The following is a 13,604-nucleotide window of genomic DNA, read 5'->3' on the forward strand; positions in this document are numbered from 1 at the left end:
GAACCTGCCTCAGCGTGGCTTGCGCATCACGATCAGCGCCTGCGGCAGGCTGCCGTCGTCGATGAAGGCGACAGGCTCCAGGAAGCGCGACCACACCCGCTCGACAAAGCCCGGCGGCACCAGCGCTTCGCCGTAGAAGCTGGACGGCCGGGCGTCGCCGCCGCCGGTGGCGGAGTAGAGGAATTCGCCGCGCTCGTAGGCGGCCTGGCAGGCCTCGACGTCGGTGAAGGACTGCGCCAGCTTGAGGTGCCACGGGTGGGTGATCTCGCCCGAGCGGCGGATGTGTTCGCAGTAGTCGATGAAGCGGCGGCCCTGGGTGGTGATCGCGATCATGCCGCCGGGCGCGAGGATGCGGGCGAACTCCTCGATCCAGGCGGTGGCGGCGGCTTCCGACAGGTGCGAGAACACCGAGTAGGCGATCACCAGGTCGAACTGGCCGGCGCCGAGTTCGGTGGGCGGGAAGGGCGGCACGACCTCGAAGTTGCAGTAGGGGAAGGTGCTGCGGCAGACCTGCACCAGGCTGGGATCGACGTCTACACCGGTGATGTTGTCCGGCGCGATCTCCTTCATGAAGATGCGCGAGTAGCGGCCCCAGCCGGTGCCGAAGTCGAGCAGCCGGGTGTCGGCGGTGAGCGGGTGACCGTGGTCGGCGCACAGCGCCTTCACCGCGCGGTAGAAGTTGAAGCCCTCGCGCAGCGCGGATTCGTTGCTCGAACCGACGATGCCGGTCTGCAGGCCCTCGGCCGGGAAGCCGGGCAGCGGGAAGCCGCGGTAGGACGGGGTATCTACGCTGCGGATCAGCACGTTCAGCCAGTCGTCGTCGGGCAGCGCGTGGATCTGCTGCCAGGCGGCGGTGCGGGCCTCGGTGCTCGGGGTGGCAGCAAGGTGGCGCAGCTCGCCGCGCAGTTCGGCGACCTCGGCGCGCAGGCGTTCATTCTCTGCCCTGGCGACCGCGAGCTGGTGCACCAGCGCTTCATGCTCGTCGAGCGCCTTCTTCTGTTCGGCCGACGGCGTGCGCAGGTCGGACAGCAGCCGCGCCCACGCGATCGGCCCGAGCAGCGGCGCCTTGCCGAGGATGTCACGCACCAGGCCGTAGTCCTCGTTGCCGGCACGGCCGGAACGCAGGATGGGGCTGAGGGTGGCGAGCGCGTCTTCATAGTGCTGCTCGATACCCTGCGCCAGCGCAAGGTTGCGGCGGGCGGCGACGGATTCCGGGTCGCGCTCGAGCGCCATGCCGAACAGCGAAACCGCGGTCTCCACGTCGCCCTGGCGCACCGCAAGGCAGCCGAGGTCGTAATAGGCCTCGAACAGCGGGGTTTCCGCCAGCACCAGCGCGGTAAGTATTTCGGCGGCTTCGCCGAGCTGCTCTTGTGCGATGAGACTGCGGGCGAGTTCGACTTGTTGGCGGTCCTGGTCGGCGGCGGTGGTTTGCATGGCGGCGGCTCCTGAGGCCTGGCGTGGGTTCTGGGCGATTGCGATGTCGTTACTGCTGGCGGCTTCCGTTGCTGCGGAAGGACTTTCCGCCGGCGGTCGAGAGGCCTGGGCTGCGGTCGGGATCGAAGTGGCGTGCTCCCTGACGAGCGATAGCGTGTCGAGCGCTTCATCGAGCTGCGTACGCAGGACGGCCGCCGGATAGCGTAGGTCGGCCAGTAGTCGGGCCCAGCTGATGGGGGACAATTCCGCGACCATCCCGAGCAGGTGGCGCAGAAGCGCCAAGCCTTCTTGCCCATTGGGCTGCCGGCGCAGGAATGCGCCGACGGTGACGAGGGCCTCGTTTGTTCTGCCGGTCGCGGTCTGCAGGTTTGCGAGACGCAGCAGCGCTTCGTCGGAGACGATCTCCCTGTCCTGCAGGCTGTCGAGCAAAGCACCCGCCGCATCGACGTCGCCGAGTGTCTGCGCATAGTGCGCCAGGTCGACATAGACATCGCCGACCTTGGTGGCGCTGCTTGCCAGTTCGATCAGGGCGCCAGCCGCCTCTTCGACCTGACCGGCCTTCATCCGGGCGGAGGCCTGCTCGTAGCGGTCGAAGTCTGGATCCTGCTGGCGAGCCCTCGGTACGGGGGCGGCTCGGCGTTGGTCGAAGTCGTCAAGGATGCGGACGAGGCCGCTTGCGTGAGTCGCAAGGATCTTGGCGCGGTTTTCGGCCGTGGCCTGTGACGGGGCGAGGACGTAAGCCTGCTCGAACAGCAGACGGTCGATTTCGCCGAACAGATCGTCCACCGTTCCCGCGGGGTCGTAGGCAGGAATGGCATCCATCAAACGACGATGGACGGTGCGCGCGGCGGCGACCAGGCCGTCGGCGTTCGGAGTGGGCGCCCTCGGCGCGTGATTGAGTTCGGGCGAGATGAAGGCCGCAGCGCGGTTGACGTTGTCGCTCTGCCAGTCGAGCTGAAGAGTGAGATGGGATTCGAGACGGGCAAGCTCGGTGCGCCAGTCTTCCAGCAGCGCTTCATAGGCGACGAAGGATCGGCGGAAGCCTCTCGTGCCCAGTTCGGACGCTTTGACATGCATCAGCCAGAGCGCGCAGGCATCCTCCGGTGTGAGCTCATCGCGTGCATGCAACGACGCGGCGCAGGCGTCCGGGTTGCGGACGGGAAGAACAAAGCGGGGGGCAAGCTTCAGTTCCCTTAGCAGCTGCAGCCATAGCGGCAGCAGTTTGCACATGCGCGGGTCCTTGAGAACCCACTGGCCGCCTTGGCGCGCGGCGTCGCTGATCAGGCCGCGAAGCTGTTCTGCGATCTCCCGTGTCAGTGGCGCATCCAGCCAGCCTTCCGGCAGCGGCCGCAAATCCTTCCAGGAGGATCCGAGGCCGGTCAGCAGCTTGTCGTGCAGGCCGACGACGCGCGAGTCCTCGAAGTACCCCTTCTGGTTGAATTCGTTGCCCTGGAACAGGTGCGCACCGGCATCGAGTCCGAGGGCGGTCAGCAACCCTGCGGTGGCCGAGGTGCCGCAGCGATGCATCCCGAGCACGATGATGGGAGAGAACGGGCCGGGCTTGCGCCGGACGGCTTCGTTGACTGGTCTGGTCAAGACGCATTCCTGGGGTTTGAAGATCGCATCGAGGTAGGCGATATCGGCGGCACTCAACTCGTCGCGGTAACCCTGCGTGGAGCCAATTCGAACCTTGCCGTGGCCATTGCGTTTTCTCAGCCAGGGCTCGGAGAAACTATCGGTCTCTTCTTTGGCGCGCATCCGCTCCAGGGTCGAGTTGGCGACGGCTTCGGCAATCGCCTGCCGGTCGATCGGCAGGCCGAAGTGCTGCAGGATGGATTCGATCACGCCACCCAGGTCGGCATGGCAGTCTTCATAGCTGACCACGCGGATGTTCGGCAGGTCGGCCAGCGCAGTCCACATGTTGCGGAAGCGGGCCAGGACATCCGCACCGAAGTAGGGGTCGCGCAGGAAGTCGGACAGGTTGCCCTCATAACGGAACATGTCCTTGAAGCGGCCCGTCACCTGATGATACAGGCTCACCATGACAGCCCGTGGGTCCCGGACAAGAAAGACGACGGGGCCCGAGGTGGCGTAGCGAGCCCGCCGCTGGGCAAGATCGAAATCGTGAGGGGGGCGGCTTCCGTCGTTGAATTCGAAGCCATCGTGGTGGAACTGGATACGTCCCTCGTAGCCGAGCTGGAACAGGACATAACGGATCCATGTCCGCCCGGATTTGGGATAGGAGACGAATTGGGGCGTCATCGTGACGGGTTCCTGAGTGATCCTGGCCGGTGCGGGGGCGGTGAATTCCCACAGCGCGCCGATCTGATCGCCCTCTTCGACGAGGGCCGTGCTGGTGAGCGTGAAGCCGAGCGCCTGCGCGCGTTCGACAAGTTGATCACGCGATGCAACCGTTTCGGACGTCCGCATGTAAAGCGTGCGTCCGGTACGACGCAGGAGCGCGTCGAACACGCCGCTTGCTGTCGTCGGGTCGAGGTGATGGTGAACGCCGAGGTAGAGCACGATGTCGTACTTTGGCAGCAGCGTCGCGAGCTGCTTCAAGGCGTTCCGCTGATTGAGGTCCAGCGTGAAGAAGCGGGCGCGGTCCGCGTCTCCCGCGTTGCGGCGTCGTGCCTCCTGGACCCGTTCCGCGTCAAGCTCCACGCCATCGACTTGGCGGGCACCCGCCTGCAGGCACCGCTCAGCGATCAAACCTTCTGCCGCGCCGATGTCGAGAACGCTGCATCCGGAGCAGGCGGCGAACAGCGCGTCCAGTCCGGCCGTGCGGCGGTTCAGTGGCCACTTGCCGTAGAGGCCGGCTTCCGGGGCATAGAAATAATGCGCATTCGGTGGCGCCCGCAGTAGTTCGATCAGGCGGTTCGAATATTCATGCCAGTCGAATTGGGCAATGGCCTCCCGCCCTTGGGCCGCCAGGCGACTGGCGTGGGAGGGGGATGCATGCAGCTCCAGGACTGCTTGTGCGATGCGGAGCGGACGGGTGTCGCCGATCACGACCGCGGTTTCGCCATGTCGGGCGAAGGCCCCGGTCCCGGATGCGGTGCACACCAGGGGGCGTCCGGCTGCAGCGGCCTCCGCGGCTGTGTTGGACCATCCGGCAACAAGTTCCGGCGTGACAACGATGTCCACGCCCGCGTAGTAGGCGGGCAAGGCCGATTCTTCGATCGGCCCGACAAGCTCCAGGCGGCCTTCGGCGATGAGATCACCGCATCCGTCGATCAACTGAGAGGGTATGTCCCCGAACAGCCGCATCCGGAAGTTGGGCGGCAAATGCCTCAGTGCGCCGGCAAGGTCGAGCGAATTCTTTCTGGCCTGTCCGCCAATCCAGCAGGGGCCGGCCGGATCAAGCGTGGCAAGGGGAATGCGCTGAAACGCGGCCAGGTCGACGCCGCCTTCGAGGAAGTGAAACTGGGCGCCGAGAAAATCCGGAAAGTCTGCGACAGTCCAGGCGTGGTTGTTGAAGACAACCAATTGAGGTTGGAACGCCCGGTTGACGGCAAGAAACCCGGCCCTGTACGAGGTGTCGTTGAGAACGAACTGCACGCGCAGGCCAAACTGCGGTTTGCGAAACGGAGCGAGGCTCGACAAGGTGTCGGGGGTGAGATCGAAACCGGCCCGGCCAGGCAGCAGGGTGGCATCCCAGGTGGCGGCTGCCGCTTCCTCGGGACTCAACACGGGCGACGTACCGGGCCACTGCGGCGATACCTTCCCGGTCATGCAGCAAAAGCTCAGGCTGTGTCCCTGCGCCCGGAGGCAGCGCGCAATGCGCTCGAACCGCAGCATGCCGCCGCTCGAATACATCTCGACCGTTGCTACGAGGATGCGTAAACCTGCGGGTTGCTGGGAGAGCGCAGGGTTGGCGGAATGCGGTGGGAGGCTCATTGCATATGTCGATTGAGGGGCAGGCGCAATTGGCACAGAGGAATCCTGATTCGGCAGCTTAGCGGATTGTCCCGGACCGGATCCTCCGATCAAGTGGCTTTTTAAGCGCCAATTTGCTTGGCTTGAAATAAAAAAGGCCCGCCGGAGCGGGCCTTGGTCGAAGTGACGCGGGTTCAACCCTGCAGCAGCGACAGCACCTGCTGCGGCAGTGCATTCGCCTGGGCCAGCATCGCGGTGCCGGCCTGCTGCAGGATCTGCGAGCGGGTCAGGTTGGCGGTTTCTGCGGCGAAGTCGGTGTCGCGGATGCGGGAGCGCGAGGCCGACAGGTTTTCCGACGAGATCTGCAGGTTGGAAATCGTCGTCTCGAAGCGCGACTGCAGGGCGCCGAACTTGGCGCGCTGGCCGTTGATCGCCGACAGCGCCGCATCCGCGATGGCAAGGGTGCGCTGGGCGGAATCGACCGAGCTGACGTCGAGGTCGGCGACCTTCTGCAGTTGTCCGGCAGCCGACACGTTGTTGAAGAAGTCGGTGGTGTTGGGTGCGTCGATGCTGAACGACTTGTCCGAGTCGAGCACCAGCTGGCCGGTGCCGATGGCGGTGGCGCCGGCGGCGGTCGAGGTGCCGCCGATGGTGGCGGTGTTCGAGCCGGACGCGGCGTTGGCGATGGTGATGTTCTCGCCGAAGGAGTTGAGCAGGGTGATGCCGTCGCCGTTGTCGTTGACCCGTGCCGTGACGCCGGTCTTGGCGGAAACATCGTTGAAGGCATTCACCGCGGCCGCGAGGCCGTCGTTGTCTTCGGCGCCGATGGTGAAGGAGACGGTGATCGGGGTGCTGTTGTCCGAGCTCACGTCGAACTTGTAGCTGACGTTGGGCGCGCTGAAGTCGATGTCGAATTCGGTCTTGGCCGAGGCGGTCACGCCGGTGGTGCCGCTTTCGGCGTTGATCAGGGCGGCTGCATCCTTGGCCGAGGCGCCGGCCGGGATCGCCACGGTGGAGGAGCCGGTGGCACCGTTGATGGTGACGGTGCCGCCGGCGACGCGGTTGGTAGCGGCGGCCGTGGACCCGAGCGCGAAGGCGGTGCTGCCCGGCGTCAGGTCGCCCTTGTCGCCCGGCGTGGCTGCGGCCAGCGAGCCGATGCGGTAGCCACCGTACTGGCTGGTGCTGAAGTTGGCAGTGGTAGCCTGGATGGTCTGGCCGGCGTTGGCGCCGATCTGGAAGGTGGCGGTGGTGAAGGAGCCGTCGAGCAGCTTGCGGCCGTTGAACTCGGTGGTCTTGGCGATGCGGTCGAGTTCGGCGGTGAGTTGGTTCACTTCGGCGTTGAGCGCCTGGCGGTCGGACGCCGAGTTGGTGGCGTTGGACGACTGCACCGCGAGTTCGCGGATGCGCTGCAGCACGTCGCCGGCGGATTGAAGCGCGCCTTCGGCGGTCTGCGCCAGCGAGATGCCGTCGTTGGCATTGCGGCGCGCCTGGTCCTGGCCGCGGATCTGCGAGGTCATCCGCTCGGAAATCGCGAGGCCGGCGGCGTCGTCCTTGGCGCTGTTGATACGCAAGCCGGAGGACAGCCGCTGCAGCGAGGTCGACAGCGCGCTCTGCGAGCTGTTGAGGTGGCGCTGGGTGTTGAGCGAGGCGACGTTGGTATTGATGACCTGGGCCATTTTGCATCTCCTTCGATATCTGGTTCGGCTGGTGCTCGGGTCGCCGACGCGGGGTGTGTCCGCGGTTCGAGCAGGGCATCCGAGCCTTCTGGCCAGATATCAGCGAAATGTGTGCCAGGTTTTTTTGGGCGGCTAAATCCCTTTTTTGTCAGGGTGTTGCGGCAAGTTTTTGCAGAAACCGGCAACTACTGCCGGCGATTGCCGCCGCCATCAGGGGTTTGCCGGGGCGGCAACGACCTGGTTCTTGCCGCTTTGCTTGGCCCGGTACATGGCGGCGTCGGCGCGGGCGAGGATCTGCTGCAGGCTCTCGCCGGCGGCGAGCGGTGTGACGCCGGCACTGAAGGTGATGACTACCTTCATCTGGCCGGACATGAAGAAGCTGCGCGTGAGTTCGCGCTGCAGGCGCACCAGGGCGGCTTCGGCCTGGTCGAGGGTGGTCTCGGGGTAGAGGATGACGAACTCCTCGCCGCCGTAGCGCGCAAGGGTGTCCTGCGGGCGCAGAAAGCGGCGGATTACGCCGGTGAGGTGCAGGAGCGCGCTGTCGCCGCTGTCGTGGCCGAGGGTGTCGTTGAGCCGCTTGAAGTTGTCGATGTCGAGCAGCGCAATACAGAGCGGGGCATGGCGACGGCCGGCACGGGCGCTTTCCTTGGCGAACATGTCCTCCAGCCCGCGCCGGTTGAGCACGCTGGTGAGCGTGTCGTGGCGCATCAGGCGGCTGGCCTGATCGAGCGCCTGTTGCATGGCCGCGAGCTCGGCTTCCGCGCTGCGCACGCGTTCGCGCGTGATCTGGAGCTCGTCGTGCGATCGGCGGGTTTCGTCGCGCATGGCGACGGTCTGCGTCATGACTTCGTCGAGCACCTGGCCGATTTCGGTGATGTCGCGTGCTGCAGCGATCTTCTGCGCGCAGCTGCCCAGCTTGCCGTGATAGCGGTCGGTGCTGGCGCTGAAGCGGGCGAGCTGGTCGACGAAACCGGCGAGCATGTCCTTGAGATTGCGCTGGGCCTCGACGAGGTTGTGCTTGAGCTGGCTCTGCTTGTAGATGACTTCCTTGAGACGGCGTTCGGCGTCGTCGAGCAGGCGGATGTCGAGCGGCTGGTCGATGAGGCCGCGCAGGGTGTCGATCTGCCCGTGCAGCCAGCGATCATCGATGACGAGCTCGTCGATGTTGCGCAGAAGTAGGCGCAGCAGGTCGAGCAGGGCTGCGCGGATCTCGGCGGCATCGGCCGCGGCGCCTTCCAGGCGCAGGGCGAACTTGCGCAGCTGGCGGGCGGCAACATCGAAGGCGCGCAGGTCGGTCGCCTGGCGGACGCTGGTGGCGATGAGGGCTGCATCGGTGGCGAGTTCGTCATCGTCGCCGAGAAAAGCGGGGACCACCGTTTCGAGCGCGAGCAGCAACACGCCGCGTAGGGCTTCGAGCAGTTCGGCAGCCTCCGCGTTGTCGAGCGCGCGCAACGGCGCTGGCGGGCTGCCGGTCTGCGGCGCCGGTGTGGCGACGCTCTCCGCCAGCCTCGGTGTGTCGACCGGCGGCGGCAGCTCGGGATCGGTGGGCGCCTGGCCCCAGGCATTGAGCAGCGCCTGCAGGCGTCCGTGCAGGGTGGCCGGGTCGCTGGCGGCGAGTACCCGTTCCAGCGAGTCGCGCTTGCGCGCGGTTGTCCAGCCAAGCTGCCGGCCCTCCCATTGGCGCAGGAGCTGGGCGATGAGTTCGTTCCACGCAGGGGCGTCGCCCGTCTTGAGGCTGTCGATGTAGTCGTCCAGCGCCCGGGCGCCGGCGGCGGTGTCGTCATTGGCGAGCGCCTGGTCGAGCTGGCGGGCGAGGCGCAGGCGCTCGGCGGAGTCGCGCGGCAAGCGCTGCGCGAGCCGCTTGACGAAGGGCGCGGGGAAGTCCTGGTTCGCTGCCCGGCTGCCGGCGATCTCGTGGTAGAGGCTGAGATAGTTGTCCGGTGTCGGCGGGATACGGCGCAGGGCGAGCTGGCGCAGCGTCTCGCGTGCGATCTCGGACGGGTTGGTGGGCGCAGGCATGGGCGGCGTCCGCAAGGGCAAGAGCCGGCGATTATAGGCGTCCGGCATGGCTGCCGCGGCGCCCGCCGCCCGGCGCGAACTCAAGCGGCGGTGAGCACCCGGTTCTTGCCCGCGCGCTTGGCGGCGTACATGGCCTTGTCGGCGCGGTCGATCGCGATCTGCGGGTCTTCGGCGTGGTCGAGGCGGGCGATGCCGGCGCTGAAGGTGATCAGCAGCTTCTGCGCATTGGCCAGGAAGAAGCGGCGGGTGAGCTCGCGCTGCAGGCGGACGATGACGGCATTGGCCTGGTCCAGCTCGGTGTCCGGCAGCAGGATCAGGAATTCCTCGCCGCCGTAGCGGCCGACCGCGTCCTGCGGCCGTACCGCTTCGCGTATCACCGCAAAGAGGTGGCGCAGGGCGTCATCGCCGGCGCGGTGGCCGAAGGTGTCGTTGAGCTGCTTGAAGTTGTCGACGTCGAGCAGGGCCAGGCACAGGCTGCTGCCGTGGCGGCGTGCCCGAGCGATCTCGCGGGCGAGCGCTTCGTCCAGACCCTTGCGGTTGAGCGCACCGGTCAGCGGATCGTGGCGGACGAGCTCGCTGGTTTCGTCGAGTTCGCGCTGCAGCCGGACGATGTGCTGGTTGGCCGATTCCACCTGCTCGCGCAGTTCGGCGAGTTCTTCACCGGAGCGCCGGGCCGATTCCTGGGTGTTGCGGGTTTCGCGCAGCATCTCTTCGACGACGTCGGAGAGTTCGCTGATGTCGTTGGCCTGACTGATGCGGGTGGCGCAGTCGTCGAGCACGTCGTGGAAGTCGCCGGTGGTGTCGGAAAAGGCCGCCAGCCGGTCGATGAAGCCGGCCAGCATGGTCTTCAGTCGCTGCTGCGCATCCGACAGCTGGCGCTTGAGGTGGCTCTGCTTGTCGATGACGTCGCGCAGGCGGCGTTCGACTTCATCGAGCACGCGGATGTCGAGTTCGCCGGTGAAGGCTTCGGCCAGTACGCTTAGCTGGCCGTGCAGCCAGTTGTCGTCCAGCACCAGTTCGCGGATGTTGTCGACCAGCAGGCGCAGCAGGGTGAGCAGCGCCTGACGGACCGCTTGCTGGTCGTCGCCGTACCAGGCCAGCCGGGTGGCAAAGTTGTCGAGGCGTTCGCCGTAGCTTGCGATCGCTTCATAGTCGGCCAGCTTCAGGGCGGCGTCGGCCAGCTCGGCGACCTCGGCGGACAAGCCGCTGTCGTGCGCCACCGTGGGGGCGATGCCGCGGCGAAGGAGGCGGGAGAGCAGCTCTGCCAGGGCGACCGGCAGGTTTACGCTCGCTCCGGCACTTTCTTCCGCGACCGGATCTGCCAGGGCCGGCGCATCGGCACTGTCGTCGGCCTGCGTCCAGCTGCGCAGCAGCCCCTGCAGGCGAAGGTAGAGTTGACCGCTGTCCGTGCTCGACGCGGCAAGCACGTGTTGCAACGATTCCAGCTTGCGGGCGCGGGTCTGCTTGGCGTGAGGGCGCTCGAGCTGCGCGATCAGTTCGCGGATCAGCAGCCCCCAGGCGAGCTGTCCTTCGGTACGCGCTTCGCAGATCGAGACGATGGCCTGCTTCAAGGCCGGCCACTGGCCGCTGCCGACCGCCTCCTCGAACTGGCGTGCGGTGCGCACCGCCTCCGGTGTGCCGCGCGGCAAGGCCGCAGCGATCGCCTTGAGCGTGCGCGCAGGGAATTCATCCTCGGCGACGGTACCCGCGATCTGGTGGTAGAACGCGCGGTAATTGTCGGGAGTGGGCGGTACTCGCTTGGTAGCAAGTTGACGCAGCGCTTCGCGTGCGATTTCCGGTGGCGTGGTCGATTCGGTCATGGCGCCGGTCCGGCGCGGATCGGATCCCGAACGGGAGGGGGGGAGGGCGGATGGAGGCGTGCGCGTCATTCAGCAATCCGGATGAGTGCCTACCGGCGGAACAGCCGATCGGACGCACGGATTATGCACGCGCCGCGCCTTGAAAACCACGGACTTGAAGGGAGTTTGTGCCGGCCACCGCGCGCGGATGCGGTTGGCGGCCGGCGGTGTGGCACCGGCCGGGGGTATTCAGGCACGCAGTTCGGTCATGAGCTTGCCGACATCGAGGTTGCGGGCGCGTTGCTCTATCTCGGGGGTATAGCGCTGCTGCAGGCTGCGTGCCTCGCCGAGCAGGCCGGCGAATGCATTCTTCAAGGCTGCGCCATCCAGGGTGCGTCCGCCGCCGTAATACTGGATCGCCACATGCCCGAGGGCATAGGTGCTGGCAAACGAGAAGGCGGAACCGGTGGCTGCACTGCCTATGGTCTTCCCTGTCTTGCCGAGCACCTTGCCGAGCAGGCCGCCGATGAGCTTGCGGCCGAACTGTTCCACGTACTGGGAGGTCAGGCCGACGCCGACGGTGGCGAGGAAGTCGGTGATGTGGCCGCGGTCCAGTTCGTAGCCGTGCGCCTTGCCGACGCGATAGACGAGACGGGTCTGCAGCGGAATGATCGCCATCGAGGCGAGCGATTGCGGGAGCAGCTCCAGCGCGCCGTTGAGGATGGCGGCGTTGAGGATCATCCGTTCGAGTTCGCTGCGGTCGGGCGTGGCGGCCCGTGCGTCGGTCGTGCTGGCCGGCGCGTCCGTCGCGGTGCCGGTGTCCAGCGGCAGGGCGGCGATGGCATCGGCTTGCTCCAGCTGCTGCGCAGCCACCTTGCGATCCAGGCCGAGGGCAGCGGAGAGGCGTTCGAGAAAAGCCGCTTCGGCTGCATCATGGACGCCGTCGGCATCACAAACGCCAACTGCCATTTCGTAGGCGAGCTGGCGAAGTTCGGTGGAATCCAGCATCGCGGCCTGGTCTTCGAGCCGGATGCGTTTGAGCAGGACGTCCTGGTACAGACCGATCAGGTCGGCATTCGCGTCGCGGGACAAGGATTCCGCCACGCGCCGTATATGTTCGCGTTCGCGGTCGTCCTTACGGTTGTCGGCGAAGGCGGCGAGAAGGCAGATGGCGAGAATGGCGCGGTTCTGCTGTGCTTGCATAGGAGTTTCCATCCGGGTTCCAGTGAATCGTCACCTGTCATCGACCGCGAAAGGTCCTTGCAGGTTTCCGGCGCAGGTGTCGGGTAGAATGTCGCCAGATCGCCGATGCTGCTGCTTCACGCCGGCGATGTTCCCCATATTGTCTACCCGAGCGATGACTACCGATACTCCCGCGGCCAAGCCCGCGCTTGAACCCCGAGCGCTGTTGCAGAAACTCCAGGCACTGTCTCCGACCTTCCGCGACTGCAAGCCGCTCGCCCTGCGGATCGATACGAGCATCCTCGAACGCTTCCCGGAATTCGAACGCAAGGCCTTGCGTGCCGCGCTGCGTATGCATACGGCGTCGACCCGCTACCTGAAGGCGGTGGAGCGTTCTGCCGAGCGCTTCGACCTCGACGGCAACGTCGCCGGCGAGGTGACCGACGAGCAGCGCAGCCACGCCGCAACGATGCTCAAGGAGCGTTTTGCCGCGGCGGCAAAACAGCAGAAGGCAAAGCGCGAAGCCGAAGAATCGGAGCGGCGGCGGGCGGAGAAATTGCAGCAACTGGTGAGCAAGTTCGGCCGGTGAGACGGACGACCCGCATGATACGCAGGGCCATCGTCGGTGTCGGTTGTTGCCTGGCGTGCGTGAGCGCGTCGGCCGAGACCGTGGGCGAAGTGTCCACAGTGTGGAAGCTGATAGGCCCCAATCACAAGGTTGTGGTCGAAGCCTACGACGATCCGCGGGTCGAGGGCGTCACCTGCTATGTTTCCCGTGCCAAGACCGGCGGCCTTTCGGGAGCGGTCGGGCTGGCTGAGGATCGTTCCGATGCCTCCATCGCCTGCAGGCAGGTCGGGCCCATTCGTTTTCGCGAATCGATACCGGTGCAGGAAGAGGTTTTTTCCGAGCGCCTGTCGGTTCTGTTCAAGAGACTGCAGGTCGTACGCATCGCCGATCCGAAGCGCAACGTGCTGGTCTACCTCACCTATTCGGACAAGCTGGTCGAAGGCAGCCCCAAGAACAGCGTGACCGCCGTGCCGGTGGATCGCTCCATCGCCATCCCCTTGCGGAAGTAGGGTTGGTTTTGCCTGCTTCCGGCTTCTTGATCAGGAGCGTTCTTCGTCCCGCATTCCCGAGCGCAACAACCATGCGGTGGCTATCCCGGCCAGAGCAAGGGCAACTCCGCCGCCAGGCAGGCCGACGCCTATCATCGATCCCGCCAGCAAGCCGAGCATCATCAAAGACTGTGTGAGTTTCGATTCCATTGCGAGCTCCTGGAGTGGTAACCGTGGTCGGATGATATGGCGATAACTGTTATTATATACAGTAGTTCGAAAAAGGAAAGCGCTGTGGCGGAACCGGCGGGTGTCCGTGCGTCGCGGGCGCGGCTTCAGGCGCTTTGCGCTATAATCCGCGCCGCTTCTTCAGCCGTGCCGGACTGACAGTCCCGCTGTGCGCGTGTCGCAGAAGTACAGATTTGCCCTTGTAGCTCAGTTGGTAGAGCAACGGTTTTGTAAACCGAAGGTCGCGGGTTCGAGTCCTGCCGGGGGCACCAGATACAGAAAGGCCTGCGCTTTGCTGCGCAGGCCTTTTGCGTTAACCGGACCTTGGTGC

The 13,604-nt window shown here is 66.0% G+C and carries 8 protein-coding genes and 1 tRNA gene; 3 read left to right on the plus strand and 6 right to left on the minus strand.

Going from position 1 to position 13,604, the window contains the following annotated elements; all coding sequences use genetic code 11:
- Nucleotides 1-9: 9 nt before the first annotated feature.
- The 5 genes from CJ010_RS08090 to CJ010_RS08110 form a co-directional block, all read right to left on the minus strand.
- Nucleotides 10-5,427, minus strand: a complete 5,418-nt coding sequence (locus CJ010_RS08090; RefSeq protein ID WP_141017565.1) for a methyltransferase domain-containing protein — start codon at nt 5,425-5,427, stop codon at nt 10-12.
- 80 nt (nt 5,428-5,507) lie between these two features.
- Nucleotides 5,508-6,989: a flagellin gene (locus CJ010_RS08095; RefSeq protein WP_141017566.1), complete on the minus strand. Its 1,482-nt coding sequence runs from the start codon at nt 6,987-6,989 to the stop codon at nt 5,508-5,510.
- 210 nt (nt 6,990-7,199) lie between these two features.
- Nucleotides 7,200-9,008: a diguanylate cyclase gene (locus CJ010_RS08100; protein WP_141017567.1), complete on the minus strand. Its 1,809-nt coding sequence runs from the start codon at nt 9,006-9,008 to the stop codon at nt 7,200-7,202.
- Nucleotides 9,009-9,088: 80 nt separating this feature from the next.
- Entirely contained in the window at nt 9,089-10,828 is a 1,740-nt protein-coding gene (locus tag CJ010_RS08105) for a diguanylate cyclase (protein WP_168224920.1), read from the minus strand.
- Nucleotides 10,829-11,056: 228 nt separating this feature from the next.
- Nucleotides 11,057-12,010, minus strand: a complete 954-nt coding sequence (locus CJ010_RS08110) for a YcjF family protein (RefSeq protein WP_141017569.1) — start codon at nt 12,008-12,010, stop codon at nt 11,057-11,059.
- A gap of 154 nt (nt 12,011-12,164) precedes the next feature.
- Here CJ010_RS08110 and CJ010_RS08115 point away from each other — a divergent pair, with 154 nt between their 5' ends.
- Together CJ010_RS08115 and CJ010_RS08120 are read left to right on the plus strand one after the other, a co-directional pair.
- Nucleotides 12,165-12,578, plus strand: a complete 414-nt coding sequence (locus tag CJ010_RS08115; protein ID WP_141020617.1) for a ProQ/FINO family protein — start codon at nt 12,165-12,167, stop codon at nt 12,576-12,578.
- A 14-nt stretch (nt 12,579-12,592) separates the two neighbouring features.
- Nucleotides 12,593-13,066 carry a CreA family protein gene (locus CJ010_RS08120; protein WP_141017570.1) on the plus strand — a complete coding sequence of 158 codons (474 nt, stop codon included), beginning with the start codon at nt 12,593-12,595 and terminating at the stop codon, nt 13,064-13,066.
- Between the two features lie 30 nt (nt 13,067-13,096).
- Here the strand turns inward: CJ010_RS08120 and CJ010_RS25135 are convergent, their stop codons facing one another.
- On the minus strand, nt 13,097-13,255 hold the full coding sequence (locus tag CJ010_RS25135) for a hypothetical protein (protein ID WP_168224921.1): 159 nt from the start codon (nt 13,253-13,255) through the stop codon (nt 13,097-13,099).
- 214 nt (nt 13,256-13,469) lie between these two features.
- Here CJ010_RS25135 and CJ010_RS08125 point away from each other — a divergent pair.
- Nucleotides 13,470-13,545 (plus strand) — tRNA-Thr (locus tag CJ010_RS08125).
- The last annotated feature ends 59 nt before the right edge of the window (nt 13,546-13,604 follow it).

This window comes from Azoarcus sp. DD4 (genome assembly GCF_006496635.1).
GTDB lineage: Bacteria > Pseudomonadota > Gammaproteobacteria > Burkholderiales > Rhodocyclaceae > Azoarcus.